A 20,246-nucleotide genomic window follows, 5' to 3' on the forward strand; every position below is an offset into this window, starting at 1 on the left:
CCGATGGTCAACGAGGACAAGCTGCTCGAGTACCTGAAGAAGGTCACTCTCGAGCTGCACGAGACCAAACAGCGACTCCGCGAAGCAGAGGCGACCGGCGGCGAGCCGGTGGCCGTCGTCGGCATGGCGTGCCGCTTCCCGGGAGGCGTCGACTCGCCCGAGGCGCTGTGGCGGCTGCTCGCCGACGGCGTCGACGCCATGGGCGCCTTCCCACCCGACCGCGGCTGGGACGTCGGACAGGGCATCGGAGGATTCGTCGACGGCGCCGCGGACTTCGACGCCGGCCTGTTCGGCATCTCCCCGCGCGAGGCCCTGGCGATGGACCCGCAGCAGCGCATGCTGCTCGAAGTCGTCTGGGAGTCGCTGGAGCGCTCCGGCATCGGTCCGCTGTCGCTGCGCGGCCTGCCCGTCGGCGTCTTCGCGGGCACCAACGGCCAGGACTACGGCGCCGTGCTCGCCCTGTCCGGCGAACAGGCCGACGGCTACGGCGGTACGGGCACGGCGGGCAGCGTGCTGTCCGGCCGCGTCTCCTACGCCCTCGGGCTGGAAGGGCCCGCGGTCACCGTCGACACCGCCTGCTCGTCGTCCCTGGTCGCCCTGCACCTGGCGGCGCAGTCCCTCCAGTCCGGCGAGTGCTCCCTCGCCCTCGCGGGTGGCGTGACGCTGATGTCGACGCCGGGCGCCTTCGTCGAGTTCGAACGGCAGGGCGGGCTGGCGGCCGACGGCCGGTGCAAGGCGTTCTCCGACGACGCCGACGGCACGAGTTGGGGAGAGGGCGCCGGCGTGCTGGTGTTGGAACGCCTCTCCGATGCGCGCCGGAACGGCCACCGGGTCCTCGCCGTCGTCAAGGGCTCCGCCGTCAACCAGGACGGCGCCTCCAACGGCCTGACCGCGCCGAACGGGCCGTCGCAGCAGCGCGTCATCCGCGAGGCGCTGGCCGGAGCCGGCCTCGCCGCGTCCGAGGTGGACGCCGTCGAGGCGCACGGCACCGGCACCTCGCTCGGTGACCCGATCGAGGCGCAGGCGCTGCTCGCCACGTACGGGCGGGGACGGGAGGCGGACCGGCCGCTGTGGCTGGGATCGATCAAGTCCAACATCGGGCACACGCAGGCCGCGGCGGGCGTCGCCGGACTGATGAAGGTCATCCTCGCGATGCGGCACGGGAAGCTGCCGCAGTCGCTGCACGTCGGCACACCCTCGTCCCATGTGGACTGGTCCGCCGGAGCCGTCGAACCCCTCGCCGAGGCCCGCGACTGGCCACGGTCCGACCGTCCGCGCCGTGCGGGTGTCTCCTCGTTCGGCATCAGCGGGACCAACGCGCACGTCATCCTCGAAGAGGCCCCGGACGTGCCCGACACCCCGGCGGACGAGCCCGCCGAGGGGCCCGCCACCGCGCTTCCGGCGTTCCCGTGGCTCGTCTCCGGCAGGACGCCCGCCGCACTCGCCGGCCAGGCCGCACGGCTGGCAGGCGGGGTCGAGACGGACCCGCCCGCGGACGTGGGCCTGTCGCTGGCGACAGCCCGCTCGGGCCTGGACCACCGCGCCGTGGTGCTCGGCGCGGACCCGGCCGCCCTCCGGTCGGGACTGGAGGCGCTCGCTGCGGGCGACCACTCCGCGGACGTTGTCACCGGACAGCTGACCGACGGTCTGACGGGCTTCGTGTTCTCGGGGCAGGGTGGTCAGCGGGCGGGGATGGGGCGTGAACTCGCGGCTGTGTTTCCGGTGTTCGCGGAGGCGCTGGGGGAGGTGTGTGCGCATTTCGAGGGTCTGCGTGAGGTGATGTTCGAGGACGGCGAGGGTGTGCTGCGGCAGACGGGGTGGGCGCAGCCTGCGTTGTTCGCGGTGGAGGTGGCGCTGTTCCGTCTGGTGGAGTCGTGGGGTGTGAAGCCGGACTATCTGGTGGGTCATTCGGTGGGTGAGCTGGCGGCCGCCCACGTCGCGGGGGTGTTGTCGCTGGCGGATGCGTGTGTGCTGGTGAAGGCGCGGGCGTCGTTGATGCAGGCGCTGCCGGAGGGCGGCGCCATGTGGGCGGTGCGCGCGACCCCGGAGGAGGTCGAACCGCACCTGGTGGAGGGCGTGTCGGTCGCCGCGGTCAACGCCCCGGGTCAGGTCGTGGTCTCCGGTGCACGGGAGGCCGTGGAGCAGGTCGCGGCCGTGCTGGGGGAGGGGCGGCAGTCGCGGTGGCTGGAGGTCAGCCATGCCTTCCACTCCGTCCTGATGGATCCGATGCTGGAGGACTTCCGCCGCGCCGCCGCAGGCATCACCCACGCGGAGCCGACCCTGCCGGTGGTGTCCACACTCACCGGCGACTTGGTGACGGAGTTCACCGCCGACTACTGGGTGGACCAGCTGCGCGGCACCGTCCGCTTCGCCGACGCCGCCACACGCCTCGCCGCCGAGGGCGTCACCCGCTTCGTCGAACTCGGCCCCGACGCCACACTGGTCGCCGCGATCGAGGAGACCTGCGGCGAACGCGCGCTCGCCGTCCCGGCCCTCCGCCGCGACCGTCCCGAACCCCGCACCGTCCTCACCGCCCTCGCCCGCCTCTGGGCGCACGGCGGCACCGTCGACTGGGCGGCCTACTACGCCCCCGCCCGGGCACGGGTCGTCGACCTGCCCACCTACGCCTTCCAGCACCAGCGCTACTGGCCGACCGCACGGCTGTCCGTCGGCTCCCAGCCGCTGGGCTCCACGCGCGCCGGGCACCCGTTCCTGCAGGCCGTGATCACCCTCGCCGGGCGCAGCGACGTGCTGATGCTCGGCGGAATCTCCGCGCAGAGCCACCCGTGGCTGGCCGACCACCAGGTGGCCGGACAACTCGTCTTCCCCGGCACCGGCTTCGTCGAGCTGGCGCTGAGTGCGGGTGACCGGGTGGGATGCGAGCAGCTCGACGAACTGACCATCACCACCCCGCTGGTCGTCCCCGAGACCGGCGTCGTACACCTCCAGTTGCTCGTCGGCCCCCCGGACGACACCGGCTGCCGTGCGCTCCAGGTGTCCTCGCGCCGCGACGGCGACCCGGTCGGCCAGTGGACGGAGAACGCCTCCGGTGCACTGGCACCCGCCACCGCCACGCCGCCCGCCGACCTCGCCGAGTGGCCCCCGTCCGACGCCGAGGCGCTGGACGCGTCCGGCCTCTACGCGCACCTGTCCGGCCTCGGCCTCCAGTACGGGCCCACCTTCCGCGGCCTCGAACGCGCCTGGCGCGTGGACGACGAACTGTTCGTCGAGGTGCTGATGCCCCGCCCCTCCGGCGCCGGTCAGCAGCCCGACGCCGACACCTTCCACCTGCACCCCGCCGCCCTGGACGCGGTGCTGCACGCGATGGCCCTCGACACCGGCGGCGGCGACCCGTCCGCCGCCCCGGACGAGCCGGGCCGGCTGCCGTTCTCCTGGAGCGGCGTGACGCTGCACGCCGAGGGCGCCACCGCGCTCCGCGCACGGCTGCGCGTCACCGGCCCGGAGAGCCTCACCGTCCAGGTCGCCGACGTGTCCGGTCGCGCCGTGGCCGACGTACGGTCGCTGACGCTACGCCCCATGGCCGTCGACGCCCTCACCGGCGGCGCGCCCGATGCGGCCGGAACCGCGCCCGCCGACGCGCTGTTCCGCCTCGACTGGACGCGGACGACCACCCCCGCCGCCGACCCGGACGCGGGCCCCACGGCCGTCCTCGGCACCGAGGACACCGCCCGGCTCCTCCCGTCCGGCACCCGCCACCCCGGACTGACCGCGCTGCGCGCCGTGCTGGACAGCGGCGAGGAGGTACCCGCGGTCGTCCTCGCACCGGCCGGACGACCCGGCGCCGCCGACGCGCAGGCCGTGCACGAGGCCGTACTGGAGACCCTGGAGCTGCTCCAGGGCTGGCTGGCCGACGAGCGGTTCGCGGACAGCCGCCTCGTCCTCGTCACGGACGGTGCCGTCGCCGCCCGGGACGGGGACGCGGTCACCGACCTGGCGGGCGCGGCCGTGTGGGGGCTGGTGCGGTCCGCGCAGTCCGAACACCCCGGACGCTTCCAGCTCCTCGACACCTCCGCCCCGGTCACCGAGACTCCCACCCCCGACGAGCCCCAACTCGCCCTCCGCGACGGCGGCGTGCTCGCCTGCCGTCTCGCCCGCGCCACCCCCGCGCCCGGCACGCAGGCGAACTCCACGGGATACGGCGACGGCACGGTGCTGGTCACCGGCGCGACGGGCGAACTCGGCGGCGTGATCTGCCGCCACCTGGTCGCCGCGCACGGCGTCCGCGACCTGCTCCTGCTCAGCCGCCGGGGCGCGGACGCCCCCGGCGCCCGTGCGCTCGCCGCCGAACTCACCGACGCCGGCGCCCGCGTCACCCTCGCCGCCTGCGACGCCGCCGACCGGGACGCGCTGGCCGCCGTGCTCGCCGACGTCTCCGCCGACCGTCCGCTGACCGGCGTGGTGCACGTGGCCGGCGTCATCGCCGACGCCACCGTCACCTCCCTCGACGCCGACCGGGTCGCACGGGTGCTGCGCCCCAAGGTCGACGCCGTCCTCAACCTGCACGACCTCACCCTCGACAGCACGCTGTCGGCGTTCGTGGTGTTCTCCTCCGTCTCCGCCGCACTCGGCGCGCCCGGCCAGGGCAACTACGCCGCCGCCAACGCCTTCCTGGACGCCCTCGCCGCGTCCCGCCGGGCGGCCGGCCTGCCCGGACTCTCCCTGGGCTGGGGCCTGTGGGCGCAGGCGAGCGAGATGACCGGCAGCCTCGACGACGCCGACCTGCGGCGCATGGCGCGCGGTGGCGTCATCCCGCTGACCGCCGACGACGGCACCGCCCTGTTCGACGCGGCCGCGGCCACCGGCCACGGCGCCGTCCTCCCCGTACGGCTCGACCTCGGCACGCTGCGGGAGACCGGCGAGCACCTGCCGCCCGTGTTCCGCGGACTGGTCCGGCGCCCCCGCCGCAAGGCTGCCGCAGCCACCTCCGCCCAGGCCGCCACCCTCGTCGACCGGCTCACCGCGCTGCCCGCCGAGGACCGGCTCCCGGCACTGCGCGAGCTGGTCCGCGCACAGGCCGCTCTCGTCCTCGGTCACGAGGGCGCCGACGACGTCGCCGTCGACCAGCCGTTCCGCGACCTCGGCTTCGACTCGCTGACGGCCGTCGAACTGCGCAACCACCTCAACGCGGCCACCGGCCTGCGGCTCACCGCCACCCTCGTCTTCGACCACCCCACCGCGGCCGCCGTCGCCGACCACCTCCTGGAGCGGCTGCTCGGCGCCGCCGCCACCGCACCTGCCGCGCGGCAGACCCGGCGCGCGCAGCGCGCCGAGGACGACCCGATCGTCATCGTCGGCATGGCCTGCCGCTACCCGGGAGGCGTCCACGACCCCGACGATCTGTGGCGGATGGTCAGCACCGGGGCCGACGGCGTCACCCCGTTCCCCGACGACCGCGGCTGGGATCTCGACCGGCTCTTCGCCGCCGACCCCAGCGCGAGCGGCGCCACCTACGTCCGCGAGGGCGGCTTCCTGCACGACGCCGCCGACTTCGACGCCGCGTTCTTCGGCATCTCCCCCCGCGAGGCCCTGGTCATGGACCCGCAGCAGCGACTGCTGCTGGAGACCTCCTGGGAGGCCGTCGAGGCCGCCGGCATCGACCCGGCGACCCTCCGGGGTGGGCGCACCGGCGTGTTCGCCGGCGTGATGTACCACGACTACCTGTCCCGGCTGCACACCGTGCCCGAGGGCGCCGAGGGCTTCCTCGGCACCGGTTCGGCGGGCAGCGTCGTCACCGGCCGCGTCGCCTACCTCCTCGGACTCGAGGGCCCGGCCGTCACCATCGACACCGCCTGCTCCTCGTCCCTGGTCGCCCTGCACATGGCGGCGCAGGCGCTGCGCGAGGGCGAGTGCGACAGCGCGCTGGCCGGCGGCGTCACCGTGATGGCCACCCCCGGCACGTTCATCGACTTCAGCGCCCAGCGCGGCCTCGCCGCCGACGGCCGCTGCAAGTCGTTCGCCTCCGCGGCCGACGGCACCGGCTGGTCCGAGGGCGTCGGCATGCTGCTGCTGGAACGCCTCTCCGACGCCCGCCGCAACGGCCACCGCGTCCTGGCCACGGTGCGCGGCTCCGCCGTCAACCAGGACGGCGCGTCCAACGGCCTCACCGCCCCCAACGGGCCGTCGCAGCAGCGGGTCATCCGCCAGGCCCTGGAACGCGCCGGACTGGCACCCCGCGAGATCGACGCGGTCGAGGGCCACGGCACCGGAACGGTGCTCGGCGACCCCATCGAGGCGCAGGCGCTGCTCGCCACCTACGGCCAGGACCGGGACGAGGACCGGCCGCTGTGGCTCGGCTCCCTGAAGTCCAACATCGGCCACGCCCAGGCGGCCGCCGGCGTCGGCGGCGTCATCAAGATGGTGCAGGCCATGCGGCACGGCGTGCTGCCCCCGACGCTGCACGTCGACGAGCCCAGCACCCAGGTCGACTGGGACTCCGGCAGCGTCGAACTGCTCACCGAGGCACGCCCCTGGGACACCGAGGACGACCGCCCCCGGCGCGCCGGCATCTCCTCGTTCGGCATCAGCGGCACCAACGCCCACGTCGTCATCGAGGCCGCCGGCCGGCAGCCCGAGCCTGCCCGGCCCGACGGCCCCGCCCCGACCGTGCCGCTGCTGCTCTCCGGGCGCACCCCGGACGCCGTACGCGCCCAGGCCGCCGCACTCCGCGACCACCTAGCGGACCGCCCCGAACTCACCCCGCTCGACACCGCGTTCTCCCTCGCCACCGGCCGCAGCCGCTTCGACCACCGCGCCGTCGCCGTCGGCGGCGACCGCGACGAACTGCTCGCCGCCCTGGACGCCCTCGCCTCCGAAACCCCCGCACCCGGCACCGGCCACGGCAGAGCGGCCCCCCGCAAGGTCGCGTTCCTCTTCACCGGCCAGGGCGCCCAGCGGGTGGGTGCCGGACGTGAACTCCACGCGTCCTCACCGGTGTTCGCCGCTGCCCTGGACGACGTGATCGCCCGCCTCGACCCGCACCTGGACCGCCCGCTGCGCGAGCTGCTCTGGGACGAGCCCGAACCCGGAGCCGAAGCCCTCCTCGACCGCACCGGCTACGCGCAGCCCGCGCTGTTCGCCGTCGAGGTCGCCCTGTACCGGCTGCTGGAGTCCTGGGGCCTGCGCCCCGACGTGCTGGCCGGCCACTCCGTCGGGGAGTTCGCCGCCGCCCACGTCGCCGGGGTGCTCACCCTGGACGATGCCTGCCGCCTCGTCGCCGCACGCGGCCGCCTGATGCAGGAACTCCCGCCCGGCGGCGCCATGCTGGCGCTCCGCGCCACCGAGGACGAGGTCCGCCCGCACCTGGGCGACGACGTCGGCCTCGCCGCCGTCAACGGCCCGGACGCCGTGGTGCTCTCCGGGGAGGACGACGCCGTCACACGTCTCGCCGGCCACTTCGCCGACCGCCGCGCCAAGCGCCTGCGGGTCAGCCACGCCTTCCACTCCGCCCGCATGGAGCCGATGCTGGAGGCGTTCCGCGAGGTCGCCGAGTCCGTCACCTACCACCCCGCCGGCATCCCCTGCGAACCCACCGCCGCCGACGCCCCCGAGGGCGGGTACGGCGACCCCGCGTACTGGGTGCGGCAGATCCGCGAGGCCGTACGGTTCCACGACGCCGTCACCCGGATCCGCGACCGCGGCGTCACCGGCTTCGTCGAACTCGGCCCCGACACCGCCCTCGCCCCCGCCGTCCGCGAGATCCTCGACACCGAAACCCCGCAGCCCGGCACCACCGGCCGCGAGGCGGCCGAGCCGTTCGTCGTCTCCCTGCTCCGCCGCGGCCGCCCCGAGGCGCAGACCCTCGCCACCGCACTGGCCGCCGTCCTGCCCCACGGCGACCACCTGGACGCGGAGACGCTGTTCGCCGGCAGCGGCGCCCGCCGCGTCGAGCTGCCCACGTACGCCTTCCGGCACCAGCGGTTCTGGGCCGACGCCGGCACCGGCCCCGCCGACCTGAGCGCCGCCGGACTGGCCGGCGCCGCGCACCCGCTGCTCGGCGCCTGCCTGCCGCTGCCCGACGGCGGCACCGTGTGCACCGGGCGGCTGCCGTCCGCCGCCCACCCGTGGCTGGCCGACCACCGGGTCGCGGGCAGCGCCGTGCTCCCCGGCACCGCCCTCCTCGAACTCGCCGTCCACGCCGGGGACCACGCCGGCTCCGACCGGGTCGCGGAACTGGTCCTCGCCGCGCCGTTCCCCCTCGACGTCACCCACGACCGGCAGCTCCAGGTGGTCACCGGACCCGCGGACGAGACCGGCGACCGCACCGTCCGCATCCTGTCCCGTACCGTCGGCGCCCCCGCCGAGGCACCCTGGACCACCCACGCCACCGGCACCCTCACCGACCGGCCCGCCGCCGAGGCGGACCCGTTCGACGCCACCGTGTGGCCGCCCGCCGACGCCGTGCCGGTGCCCGTCGACAGCCTCTACGACGACCCGGCCGAGGAGGGCGTGGCCTACGGCCCCGCGTTCCAGGGCCTGCACGGCGCCTGGCAGCGCGACGGCGAGCTGTACGCCGAAGTGGCGCTGCCCGAACCGGTGCGCGCCGCCGCGCCGCAGTACGGCCTGCACCCCGCGCTGCTGGACGCCGCCCTGCACGGCATCGCCTTCCTCCTGCCCGAGGGCGCAGGGCGCCTCCTGCCGTTCTCCTTCGGCGACGTCGCCCTGCACGCCACGGGCGCCGCCTCGCTGCGGGTGCGACTCACCGCGAACGGCCCGCAGGAGGTGGCCATCGCCGCCGCGGACCCGTCCGGCCGTGCCGTGGCCGACGTGGGCGCCCTCGCCCTGCGGGCACCGTCCGACGCGCCGCGCCCGGAGAGCTGGTCCGACGCCCTGTTCCGCGTCGACTGGACGCCCGTCGCCGCGGGCGGGGCGGAGTCGGAGACCCGCCGCTGCGCACTCGTCGGCTCCGACACCCTGGACCTCACCGGCCCGCTCACCGAAGCCGGCGTGCCCGTCGAATCGTTCGCCGACCTCGACGCGCTCACCGGCGCCGTCTCCACCGGCATGACGCTGCCGGAACTCGTCCTCGTCGCCGTCGACGGCTCCGACGGCTCCTCCGACGGCGCCGACACCCCGGCCTCCGCCCGGACCGTCACGGCACACGCGCTGCGCACCGCGCAGACGTGGCTCGCCGCCGACGCCGTCGCCGGCAGCCGGCTTGCGTTCGTCACGCGCTCCGCGGTCGGCACCGGCCAGGACCGCCCCGGCGACCTCGCCGCCGCGCCGCTGTGGGGCCTGCTGCGCAGTGCCCAGACGGAGAACCCCGGCCGCTTCGCGCTCGTCGACCTCGACGACCAACCCGACTCGGTGCTCGCCCTGCCCTCCGCACTCGACACCGGGGAACCCCAACTCGCCGTGCGCGACGGTCGGGTGTGCGCCGCACGCCTCGCCCGCGTCCCCGCGCCCGCCGACCCGGCCCACACCTGGGACCCGGACGGCACGGTGCTGGTCACCGGCGCCACCGGGTCGCTCGGCGGCCCCGTCGCCCGGCACCTCGTCACCGACCACGGCGTACGCCGCCTGCTGCTGCTCAGCCGCAGCGGCGCCGCCTCCGCCCAGGGCGCCGCCCTGCGCGACGAACTCACCGCGCTGGGCGCCCACGTCACCCTCACCGCCTGCGACGCGGCCGACCGGGACGCCCTGGCGGCCACCCTCGACGGCATCCCGGACGCCCACCCGCTCACCGCCGTCGTCCACCTCGCCGGGGTGCTCGACGACGGCGTGGTCTCCGCCCTCACCCCCGAACGGTTCGACGCCGTCTTCCGTGCCAAGATCGACGCGGCGCTCCACCTGCACGAACTGACCCGCGACACGCCGCTGTCGGCGTTCCTTCTCTTCTCCTCATCCGCCGCCACCTTCGGCGCTCCCGGGCAGGGCAACTACGCCGCGGCCAACGCCTTCCTCGACGCGCTCGCCGCACAGCGCCGCGCCGACGGACTGCCCGGCCTGTCGCTGGCCTGGGGCGCCTGGGAACAGGGCATGGCCGGGCGGCTCGACGAGGCCGACCGCGGCCGGATGGCGCGCGGCGGCGTCCTCGCCCTCACCGAGAAGGAAGGGCTCCAGCTCCTCGACCAGACCCTCCGCACGCCCGCCGCCGCGCTCGTCCCCGTACGCTTGGACACCTCGGCGTTCGGGCCCGAACCGGCGCCGCTGTTCCGGGGCCTGGTGCGCCGCTCGCCGCGCCGCGCCGCCGCGTCCGGCGAACCGGCCGGTCCGTCCCTGGCCCAGCGGGTGCGCGGCATGGAACCGGAGGCCCGCCGGGCCGCCGTGCTGGAGACCGTACGGGCCGCCACCGCGGCCGTGCTCGGTCACCCGTCCGGCGATGCGATCGCAACGGACGCGGTCTTCCTCGAACTCGGCCTGGACTCCCTCACGTCGGTCGAGCTGCGCAACGCGCTCGCCGCCGCCACCGAGCTGCGGCTCCCTGCCACCCTGGTGTTCGACCACACCTCGCCCGTCGACCTCGCCGACCACCTGTCCGGTGAACTCGCCGCAGCCACCGGCCCGGAGAGCCCGCAAGGCGCCGAACCGGCTCCCGCCGCCCGCCGGGACGCGGACGACACCGTCGGCATGCTGTTCCGCCGGGCCGCCGAGGAGGGCCGTCACAAGGAGGGCTTCGCCCTGCTGGAGAGCGTCGCCCGGCTGCGGCCCACGTTCTCCTCGGCGGACGAGGTCGCCGAGTCGCCGACAGCCGTACGCCTTGCCCGCGGACCGGCGCCGGTGCGGCTGGTCTGCATCAGCTCCCAGGTGGCGCTCGCCGGCGTCCACCAGTACGCCCGGTTCGCCTCCCAGTTCCGCGACCTGCGGGACGTCGTCGCGCTCGCCGTACCGGGGTTCGCGAGCGGACAGCCGCTGCCCGCCACCGAGGAGGCCCTCATGGAACTCCTCGCCCGGATGGTCCGCGAGCAGGTCGGCGACGAGCCGTACGCCCTGCTCGGTTCCTCGTCCGGCGGCATCCTCGCCTACTCGACCGCCGCGCACCTGGCCCGGAGCGGCCGTCCGCCGGCGGGCGTCGTCCTCCTCGACACCTACGTCCCCGGCGACGACTCGCTCGGCCAGTTCGAGGACCAGCTGCTCGGCGGGATGTTCGCGCGGGAGGAGAGCTTCGCCCGCATGGACACCGCGCGGCTGTCCGCCATGGCCTGGTACTTCAACCTGCTCGGCGACTGGGCGCCCGGGAAGCTCGCGGTTCCCCGGCTCCTCGTCCGGGCCGGGGAACCGGTGGCCGGTGGGGACACGCTCTCCCCGGAGGACTGGCAGACCGGCTGGACCGAGGCCGACGACATCGTGGACGTCCCCGGCAACCACTTCACCATGATGGAGGACCTGGCCGGGACGACCGCCGGCGTCGTGGACGACTGGCTGCGCGCCCGGGAGGTCTGACCGAACGCGCCCGGCGCACCGCACCTGTCACTCACGGGGCCCCGGCCGCCGGGGAAGGCGGGCCGCGGCGGTCGTATCGACGAACCGTGCGACACCGGCCCCGCACGTGGGCAGAGTGGCTGCCCGTCACGAGCAGCGTGCACGTCCCCGGGTGGCGCCGGGCGGCCTGACGCCGGCCGGCGGCGGGTCAGCCGGCGTCGGCCGCCGTGGCGGCGAGGAGCCGGGCGAGGTCGGCCGGCTTGCTGAACATCGGCCAGTGACCGGAGTCGATGTCGACGTAGTCGACGTGCCGCGCCGCGGCGAGTTCCGTCACGTCACCGGCGTCGACCACCTGCCGGGCCTCGGCGGGGCTGAACTCGGGACACACCAGCGTGACCGGCACCTCGAACCGCCGCCGGTCGGACAGCCGCACCACGCCCTCGGCGACCCCCTCCGGTACCGGGATCGCGCCCTGCGCGACACGGCGCAGGGTCTCCTCGTCGAGGTCGGCGATGTCCGGCCCCTCGAACGGGCCCCAGCCGGGGAACGCCATGACGCCGTCCTTACGGTCGAAGAAAGCGGCGTACTGCTCGCCGTCGGCGGACGGGAAGCCGCCGATGAGGGCGACCCCGGCGACCTTCTCCGGACGCCGGTCGGCGGCCAGCCAGGCCAGAGTGCAGGCGGCCGAGTGCCCCACCACCAGGGGACGATCGTCCTCCGCGTCCACGGCGGCGAGCACCGCCGCCACCTGGTCCTCCAGCGTCGCGGACGCCGCGCCGCCCCCCTGGCCGGGCAGAGTCAGCGGCACCGGGCGGTGGCCCCGCGCCTCCAGCTCCGGCGCCACCTCCTTCCACGCGGAGCCGTCGAGCCACAGGCCGGCGATGAGCAGGATTCTCATGGGCGGATCTCTTTCTCGCGAGCGTTCCGAGCAGGCACGGCGTCGAGCCGCGCTCACGCGATCACGCTAGAAGCGGTTCCGGACGTTTCGCTTCCGGTACACGCCCGGGGCGTCCTACGCTGCTCGCGTGTCCACCGACCTCAGCCCCACCGCGCGGGCGCTGCGCACCCTGGAGATCCTCCGGGCCCGTCCGGGCACCACCGCCGGTCAGCTCGCCGAACGGCTGGACGTCACCGAGCGCGCCGCGCGCCGGTACGTCGGCATCCTGCGGGAGGCCGGCATCCCCGTCGAGTCGGTCCGCGGCCCCTACGGCGGCTACCGCCTCGGGCGCGGCACGCGGCTGCCGCCGGTCGTCTTCACCGAGGCCGAGGCGGTCGGCGTGGTGATGGCGGTGCTCGACGGGCAGCCGGCGTCCGGCGACACCGAGAACCTGCTCGGCCGGGCGCTGGGGAAGATCGTCCGGGCGCTGCCGGAGAGCGTCGGCCAGCAGGCCGCGGCGCTGCGCGAGCACGCCGCGGTCACCCCCGACCGCAACTCCACCCGTCCCGACCCGGCCACCACCAGCGCCCTGGTCGCGGCCGTCGCCGCCGCGCGCCGGGTGTGCGTCACCTACCGCAGCGCCTCGGGGAACGTGTGGGAATCCGAGGTGGACCCGTGGGCCGTGGTCGTCCGCTACGGCCGCTGGTACCTGCTGTGCCACTCGCACCGTGCGGACGCCGTCCGCACCTACCGCGTCGACCGCATCGGTGAGGTCCGGCAGACCGGCCACGGCTTTCACGCGCCCACCGGGCTGGACCCGGTCGCCGTCCTGGAGGAGCACCTCGGCACCGGTTGGGAGTACCCGACCCGCGTCGTCTTCGACGCCCCGGCGTCCGAGGTCGCGCGCTGGATCCGCCCGCCCATGGGCCGCCTGGAACCCGCGGACGACGGATGCGTGCTCCTCGGCAGCACCAGCAACCCGGCCATGTACGCCCAGGAGTGGCTGTCCACCGTCCCGCTGCCCTTCCGTGTCGAGGGCGGCCCCGAACTCCGCGCGGCCGTCACCGAGGTCGCCGCCCGCTTCACCGCCGCCCTGGCCGACCCGCCGACGGCTGTGCCGGCCGACGCTCCGAGGTCGCGAAATTCCGTTGCGGGCGACCCCGGGGTTTCCTAGCTTGGCCCTCCCCGGGCAACGATGCCTCGCGCGTCAAGAGCCCGCCCGCCTGCGGGCACCAGCGCGCAGCTGACAGATGCGGAACGGTATGACGGCACAGCTCCACGCACTCTGCTTCGACGCGCACGACCCGGGCCGCCTCGCGGAATTCTGGGCCGGCGTCCTGGGCTTCGCACCGGTCGAGGACCCGGGCCCCGGGTTCGCCCTGCTGCCGAACGACGACACCGGTTTCCGGCTCCGCTTCGTGCCCTCGACCGAGCAGAAGACCGTGCCCAACCAGGCCCACTTCGACCTGACCAGCACGACCGCCGAGACCCAGCAAGAGACGGTGGCCCGTGCCCTCGCGCTCGGCGCCCGCCACATCGACGTCGGTCAGACCCCGGAAGAGGGTCACACCGTCCTCGCCGACCCCGAGGGCAACGAGTTCTGCGTCCTCCCGGCGGGCAACCGCTTTCTCGCCGACTGCGGCTTCCTCGGCGCACTCGCGTGCGACGGCTCGCAGAAGGTCGGCTACTTCTGGAGCAAGGCGTTGGACTGGCCGCTGGTCTGGGACCAGGACGAGGAGACCGCGATCCGCTCGCCGCACGGTGGCCCGAAGGTCACCTGGGGCGGCCCGCCGGTGGCACCGAAGCCGGCCAAGAACCGGCTCCACTTCGACCTCATCCCACCCCCGGGCGCAGACCGCCGGTCGGAGGTCGATCGCCTCCTTCGCCTCGGCGCCACCCGCATCGACATCGGCCAGGACCAGTCCGACGACCCCGCCGCTCCTCTCGTCCTCGCCGACCCCGACGGCAACGAGTTCTGCGTCCTCCCCGCCCACTGACGGCGCCCCCGGTGAACCGAGGACCCGCCCTCCTGGGGGTGGCCGAGTACGCCGACGGAAGCGGCCGGGTTCCGCGCCTCCACGAGTACCCGGGGCGACCCCGACCAATGCGACCTCAACAGGTCCGAGCGCGACGGCGGCTGAGCGGTCATGTGCGGAACACAGGACGCCGTGGCCCTGCGTCGGGGGCCGCAGGGCCACGGCGGATCGGGGGAGGGGGCCCGGCCCCCTCGGGTCATTCCGGCTTCGGGTCCCAGCGGAAGCGGCGGATGGCGACGACCGCGCCCAGCGCGCCCCACAGGGCGAGGACGCCGAGGCTCTGCCAGGGGAAGGCCGCGTCGCCTGAGACGGAGCCGAGCAGGGCCTCGTTGAACGGCTTCACCGGCAGTGCGCCGGCCACGATGTTCAGCCAGTCGGAGTGGATCGGGATGTACGTCCCGGAGATGAACACCAGCGGGAAGAGCACGAACTGCACCACCGCCGGAGCCGCCTCCGCGTTGCGGATCAGCGAGGCGACGCCCACGCCGAGGGCGCAGAAGCTCGCGGCGCCCAGCACCAGCGTCACCGTTATCGCGGGGAGCTGGGAGGCGTTCGGCAGCGGCATGCCGTACAGGTTTCCGATGCCGATGACCAGCAGGATGTCGACGACGCTCACCATCACGCAGTGCGCCAGCAGGCCCATGAAGTACATCCAGGTCGGCAGCGGCGTGGCCCGCACTCGCTTGAGAATGCCGTCCTGGCGGCGGGTGGAGAGCACGATCGCGAGCTGGCTGTAGCAGGCGCTGAGCACCGACAGCGCGGCGATCGTCGCCACGTAGTACTCCAGCGGCGTCAGGCCGTCGTAGAACGGGCTCGGCTTCCCGCCGCGGAAGAGCGCACCGAAGATGGCGATGATCACGATCGGGAAGACGAAGGTGAAGAACGCGCTCTGCGGGTTGCGCCAGAACGTCAGCTGCTCGTACTTGATCTGGTGCCACAGCAGGGTCTTGTCGCGGCGCGGCGCGGCCGGTGCGTCCGGCCGGGCCGGGGGAGCGGCGGTGCTCATCGGGCACTCCTTTCCAGGACGGGCTCCGGCGAGCCGGTCTTCCGCCCGGCGCTCTCCGTCGTCGCGCTGTCCATTGCCGCGGGCCCGTCTGCGGGCTCGTCCCCGGAAGCGGGGCCGGACTCGCCGGTGAGGCTCAGGTAGACGTCCTCCAGGCTGGGACGGTCGACGCTCAGCCGGTCCAGGACGGCGCCGCGATCCAGGGCCCAGCCGGTCAGCCGATGCAGGGCCTCGGTGGGCTCGTCGGCCTCGACGGTGACCAGGTCCTCGGCCAGGACCGCGTCCGTGACCGGCAGGTCCTCCGCCGTGCAGCCCTCCGGGAGGGCGAAGCGGATGCGGGCCTTGGCGCTGTCCCGCCCGCCGAGCGTGGCCGGGGTGCCCTCGGACACGATCCGGCCCGCGGCGATCACCGCCACCCGGTCGGCGAGCTGCTGCGCCTCCTCCATGTAGTGCGTGGTGAGGAGGATGGTGGTGCCGGTGTCCCGCAGCCGGCGCACCAGCTCCCACGCGCCGCGCCGCGCGTTGGGGTCGAAACCGGTGGTCGGCTCGTCCAGGAACAGCAGGTCCGGGTCGCCGATCACGCCGAGCGCCAGGTCCAGGCGCCGCTTCTGGCCGCCGGAGAGGTTGCGGACCTTCTGCTTCTCCTTGCCCGCCAGGTCGACCAGCTCGATGACCTCGCCCACGTCGCGCGGCGTGCGGTAGTAGCCGGCGGCCCGGGTGATCGTCTCGCGCACGGTGAGGTACGGCTCGACGGCGATGTCCTGCAGCACCAGGCCGATGCGCTCGCGCAGCTCGCGGCCGTCGGCGCGGCTTCCCGGGTCCATGCCGAGCACCTCGACCGTGCCGGAGTCGCGCTTGCGGAAGCCCTCCAGGATCTCCAGCGTGGTGGACTTGCCCGCCCCGTTCGGGCCGAGCAGGGCGAAGATCTCGCCCTGCTCGACGTCGAAGCTGACGCCCCGCACGGCATGCACCGAGCCGTACGACTTGCGCAGGTCCTCGACTACGACCGAACGCACGTGACCTCCAGGGTCAGATCGAGATGGCGGCCGGCCATGCCCGGCGATCCGGTGACGCCGAACTGCGTCCGGTCCACGCGGGTGGTGGCGCGGGCGGTGAACCCGGTGGCCGTCGTCTTCGACTCCTCGACCCGCAGCGTCACCGGCTGCTCCACACCGCAGGCGGTCAGGCGGCCTACGATCTGCGTGCCCTCCACCCGGTCGGAGACGAACGTCATGGTGGGGTGCGCGTCGGTGTCGAGGAACTTCGACGACTTCACGTCGCCGTCGCGGTGGTCGTTGCCGGTGTGGAAGCTCGTGGCGTCGACCTCCACCCGGACCCGGGACTCGCCGACCGGCTCGGCGACGTCCACGGTGCCGCTGCGGACGGCGAACGTGCCCTTGACCGGCAGCAGCCCGAAGAGGTGTCTGCTGCGGAAGTGGATGGTCGAAGCGTCGGTGTCGATCGCGTACCTGCCCAGTGCGGGGGTCGCCGTCACGTCGTCCTGTGTCGCGTCCATGTCCCACATCCCATCGCGTGCCGGGGGTGCGGCGGCAGGGCGGAGGGGAGGGACCCGCTGCGACGAACGGTCCGCCGGACGGGAGCCGCATGCGACTTTCGTAGGGTCCGCCCCGGCGAAAGTCCGCTGTAGGGTGCCCAGCCGCGCGAGTGGCGTACCGTGCTGCGCATGACCAGCAGGGATGAAGCGCCGTGGCACCTGCGCCACTGGGCCATCGTGGACGCGGCGATCGCCGCGTTCTTCGTGTTGCTGGACACCGTGCTGACGCTGGCCGGCACCACCTGGTGGCCGGAACGGCCGGGCGCCCTGGCCTGGACGATGCTCGGCCTCCAGGCACTGGCCTGCGCCTCGCTCGCCGCCCGCCGCTGCGCGCCGATCGCCGTGGTGGTGGTGCTGGGCGCCTTCACTCTGGCGATCACGCTGCTCATCCACCCCTTCGGGGCGCTGACCCCGGCGCACGAGAACAACCTGTGGGCGCCGTTCGCCACCGTCCTTGCGGCATACGGGCCGCTGTTCTACCAGCAGAACCGGCGGGCCGCGTTCGTCGCGCTCGCCGTGTTCACCCTGATCGTGATGCGGCCCTGGCAGCCGTCCTGGACGGTGCTGACCATCGGCCTGCTGCGCACCGCCGTCGGCCCGCTGCTCGCGCTGTACTTCGAGGCCCGCAGGAAGCTCGTGCTGGCCCTCACCGAACGCGCAGAGCGGGCCGAACGCGAACGCCACCTGCTCGCCGAACGCGCCCGCGCCGAGGAGCGCGCCCGGCTGGCCGGAGAGATGCACGACGTGGTGACGCACCGCGTCAGCCTGATGGCGCTCCAGGCGGGGGCGCTGCGGATGACCGCGACGGACGAGGCGACCCGGAAGGCCGCCGAGGACCTGCGGCAGGCCGGCTGCCAGGCGCTGGACGAGCTGCGCGACCTGGTCGGCATCCTGCGCACCGAGCCCGAGGGCGACGGCTCGCCGTCGGTGGCCGAGCTGCCCACGCTGGTCGCCGAGTCGGCGGGCGCGGGGGTCGACGCCGAGCTGCTGGAGGAGGGCGACCCGGGGCTGGCCTCGCCCGTGGTCGGCCGCACCGCGTACCGCATCGTGCGGGAGGCGCTGACCAACGCGCACAAGCACGCACCCGGCGCGAAGGTCGAGGTGCGCGTCCACTACGAGGAGTCGCAGGTGCGGATCGCCGTGCACAACACGCCGCCCACCGCCCGTCCCAGCAGGGAACTGGTGCAGACCGGCTCCGGCCTGGGCATCGTCAACCTGCGGCAGCGCGTCGAAGTGCTGCGCGGCACGCTGCGCGCCGGAAGCGCTCCCGACGGCGGGTTCTGCGTGGAGGCCACGCTGCCCGCGTACGTACCGACTGCGGAATCGGCGGTGTGACGGGCATGGTCCGGGTGGTGGTGGTCGACGACGAGCCGATGGTGTGCGTGTTCCTGCGCACCATCCTTGGCTCCGCCGGGGACATCGAGGTGGTCGACGAGGCGCACGACGGCGCCGCCGGCGTCGAGGCGGTGCAGCGCAGCAGGCCCGACGTGGTGCTGATGGATCTGCGGATGCCCGGCGTGGACGGCCTCACCGCCATCGAACGCATCGGGAAGCTCCCCGACCCGCCCGCCGTCGTGGTGCTGACGACCTTCGACGCCGACCACTACGTGATGCGGGCGCTGCGCGCGGGGGCCGCCGGCTTCCTGGTGAAGTCCACGCCACCGGAGGACCTGATCGGGCTGGTGCGGGTGGCCGCCGAGGGCCACACCGTGCTGTCCGCGGCCGCGGCCCGTCGCCTGGTGGCCGCCTCCACCGACGGGCTGTCCGCCCGCGACCGGGCCCGGAAACTCGTCGAGGCGCTCACCGAACGCGAGGTCGAGGTGCTGGCCTGCCTCGGGGAGGGCATGTCCAACGCGCAGATCGCCTCCCGGCTGTACCTGTCGGAGGCCACCATCAAGGGCTACGTCTCGCGGATGCTGGACAAACTGGAGTGCCGCAACCGCACCCAGGCCGGACTCATCGCCCACGAGGCGGGCGTCGCCCGTCCCTGAGGGCCGGGGCACCGCACTCCTCCGGCCCCCGGCCGGGGGCCCGGGGCCTTGCGGGCGTCACACCGTCAGACCGTCCAAGGGGCGGTGCGCCGTTCCTCCACCAGCCGCTCCAGGACCGGCACCACCGCGCCCGGCGACGGACGGGAGACCGCCTCCTCGCGCAGCCGGTCCGCGTTCCGCCGGAACCCGTCGTCCGCCAGCATCCGGGCGATCCCGTCACGCACCTTCTCCGGCGTGACCTGACTGCGCTCCAGCAGGAGTCCGGCGCCCTGCCGCTCCAGGCCCTCGCCGCGGTAGATCTGGTCGGCGACCGTGGTGGTGACGGTCATCTGCGGCACGCCGTACACCAGCGCGTTGGCGTAGGAGCCGAAGCCGCCGTGGTGGATCAGCGCCGAGCAACTGGGCAGCAGCGCGTGCAGCGGCACCGACTCCACCACCCGCACGTTGTCCGGCATGGTGCCGACCTCGCGCACCTGTGCGGGCAGCAGGGCCGCGACCACCTCGACGTCCAGTTCGGCCACCGCGGAGAGGATGTCGTTCTTCGACACGAAGTCGCCGCCGTACCGCTCGGTGTTGGACGCCCCCAGGCTCATGCACACCCGCGGGCGCTCCGGCGGGGTGCTCAGCCAGTCCGGCACCACCGCCGGACCGTTGTACGGCACGAAGCGCACCGGCGTGCGCCGCGCGTGCGTGTCGATGCCCAGGCTGTCCGGCAGGGGGTCCAGGGTCAGCTGCCCCGTGGTGAACTCCTCGGTGAAGACGCCGCCGAACTGCTCCGCCCGCTCGCCCAGCCACTCGGCCATCTGGTCGTGCCGCTCCTCCGGCGGCGCCTGCTCGTGCAGTTTCAGGAAGAGTTGCCGCTTCATCGTCCACACGTCGGCGAAGCACAGTGACCGGGCATGAGCGGCCCCGACGACGCCGGCGGCGATCGGTCCCGAGTAGGTCAGCGGGTCCCACACCACCAGGTCCGGCCGCCAGGACCGGGCGAACTCCACCAGGCCCTCCATCATCGGCTCGTTGTACATCGCCGAGCCGTAGGCCGCGAGCGTGACCCGGGCCAGCTCGTCCTGATAGTTCAGCTTCGCCGGGTCCAGCTCGTTGAAGCTGACCTTCTCCTCGACCTGGGTCTCCCGGTGGGCGGTCATCGCCTCGGTGATGCCGTCGTTGGTGCCCACGGCCACTGCCGTCATGCCGGTGCGCGCGATGACGTCGACGAACTCCACGCAGCTGGCGATGCGCACCTCGTGGCCCGCGGCGCGCATCGCCCAGGCCAGCGGCGTCATGCAGTACAGGTGCGACTTCTCCGGGATGGTCGCGAACAACACGCGCACAGTGCACTCCAGGGTGGGCGGGCGGGCCGGTGCCTCACCAGGTTCGGGGCGCCGCCGGGGGGCCGCGGGCGCGT

10 protein-coding genes are annotated in these 20,246 nt (G+C 74.5%); 5 read left to right on the plus strand and 5 right to left on the minus strand.

The window, feature by feature from the left end; genetic code table 11:
- Positions 1–3: 3 nt before the first annotated feature.
- Complete coding sequence (locus E4198_RS18145; RefSeq protein WP_136185464.1) at positions 4–11,400, plus strand: type I polyketide synthase; 11,397 nt, start codon at positions 4–6, stop codon at positions 11,398–11,400.
- Positions 11,401–11,587: 187 nt separating this feature from the next.
- Here the strand turns inward: E4198_RS18145 and E4198_RS18150 are convergent, their stop codons facing one another.
- On the minus strand, positions 11,588–12,277 hold the full coding sequence (locus E4198_RS18150) for an alpha/beta hydrolase (protein ID WP_136184094.1): 690 nt from the start codon (positions 12,275–12,277) through the stop codon (positions 11,588–11,590).
- Positions 12,278–12,404: 127 nt separating this feature from the next.
- Between E4198_RS18150 and E4198_RS18155 the strand changes: the two genes are divergently transcribed.
- Both E4198_RS18155 and E4198_RS18160 read left to right on the plus strand, forming a co-directional pair.
- Positions 12,405–13,430 carry a WYL domain-containing protein gene (locus E4198_RS18155; protein WP_136184095.1) on the plus strand — a complete coding sequence of 342 codons (1,026 nt, stop codon included), beginning with the start codon at positions 12,405–12,407 and terminating at the stop codon, positions 13,428–13,430.
- 88 nt (positions 13,431–13,518) lie between these two features.
- Positions 13,519–14,253, plus strand: coding sequence for a VOC family protein (locus E4198_RS18160; protein ID WP_136184096.1), 735 nt, complete (start codon positions 13,519–13,521; stop codon positions 14,251–14,253).
- 235 nt (positions 14,254–14,488) lie between these two features.
- Here E4198_RS18160 and E4198_RS18165 read toward each other — a convergent pair whose 3' ends face one another.
- The 3 genes from E4198_RS18165 to E4198_RS25565 are packed head-to-tail and all read right to left on the minus strand — an operon-like array spanning position 14,489 to position 16,811.
- Positions 14,489–15,298, minus strand: coding sequence for an ABC transporter permease (locus E4198_RS18165; RefSeq protein WP_136184097.1), 810 nt, complete (start codon positions 15,296–15,298; stop codon positions 14,489–14,491).
- Positions 15,295–16,311 carry an ABC transporter ATP-binding protein gene (locus tag E4198_RS25560; RefSeq protein WP_136184098.1) on the minus strand — a complete coding sequence of 339 codons (1,017 nt, stop codon included), beginning with the start codon at positions 16,309–16,311 and terminating at the stop codon, positions 15,295–15,297. Before E4198_RS25560 ends, E4198_RS18165 begins: the two co-directional genes overlap by 4 nt.
- Positions 16,296–16,811, minus strand: coding sequence for a YceI family protein (locus E4198_RS25565; RefSeq protein WP_136184099.1), 516 nt, complete (start codon positions 16,809–16,811; stop codon positions 16,296–16,298). The genes E4198_RS25560 and E4198_RS25565 overlap by 16 nt, the downstream gene beginning before the upstream one ends.
- A 168-nt stretch (positions 16,812–16,979) precedes the next feature.
- Between E4198_RS25565 and E4198_RS18180 the strand changes: the two genes are divergently transcribed.
- Both E4198_RS18180 and E4198_RS18185 read left to right on the plus strand, forming a co-directional pair.
- Complete coding sequence (locus E4198_RS18180) at positions 16,980–18,185, plus strand: sensor histidine kinase (RefSeq protein WP_136184100.1); 1,206 nt, start codon at positions 16,980–16,982, stop codon at positions 18,183–18,185.
- A gap of 5 nt (positions 18,186–18,190) precedes the next feature.
- Positions 18,191–18,841, plus strand: a complete 651-nt coding sequence (locus tag E4198_RS18185) for a response regulator transcription factor (RefSeq protein ID WP_136185465.1) — start codon at positions 18,191–18,193, stop codon at positions 18,839–18,841.
- Between the two features lie 65 nt (positions 18,842–18,906).
- Here E4198_RS18185 and E4198_RS18190 read toward each other — a convergent pair whose 3' ends face one another.
- Complete coding sequence (locus E4198_RS18190) at positions 18,907–20,166, minus strand: activator-dependent family glycosyltransferase (RefSeq protein ID WP_247597730.1); 1,260 nt, start codon at positions 20,164–20,166, stop codon at positions 18,907–18,909.
- Positions 20,167–20,246 lie beyond the last annotated feature (80 nt).

Source organism: Streptomyces sp. RKND-216, from assembly GCF_004795255.1.
GTDB classification, from domain to species: Bacteria; Actinomycetota; Actinomycetes; order Streptomycetales; family Streptomycetaceae; genus Streptomyces; species Streptomyces hazeniae.

Excerpts from the sequence above, each read along its gene's own strand:
- E4198_RS18165 (WP_136184097.1), bottom strand. The coding sequence starts at position 15,298 with ATGAGCACCGCCGCTCCCCCGGCCCGGCCGGACGCACCGGCCGCGCCG.
- E4198_RS18145 (WP_136185464.1), top strand. The coding sequence starts at position 4 with ATGGTCAACGAGGACAAGCTGCTCGAGTACCTGAAGAAGGTCACTCTC.
- E4198_RS18150 (WP_136184094.1), bottom strand. The coding sequence starts at position 12,277 with ATGAGAATCCTGCTCATCGCCGGCCTGTGGCTCGACGGCTCCGCGTGG.
- E4198_RS18185 (WP_136185465.1), top strand. The coding sequence starts at position 18,191 with ATGGTCCGGGTGGTGGTGGTCGACGACGAGCCGATGGTGTGCGTGTTC.
- E4198_RS25565 (WP_136184099.1), bottom strand. The coding sequence starts at position 16,811 with ATGGACGCGACACAGGACGACGTGACGGCGACCCCCGCACTGGGCAGG.
- E4198_RS18180 (WP_136184100.1), top strand. The coding sequence starts at position 16,980 with ATGACCAGCAGGGATGAAGCGCCGTGGCACCTGCGCCACTGGGCCATC.
- E4198_RS18160 (WP_136184096.1), top strand. The coding sequence starts at position 13,519 with ATGACGGCACAGCTCCACGCACTCTGCTTCGACGCGCACGACCCGGGC.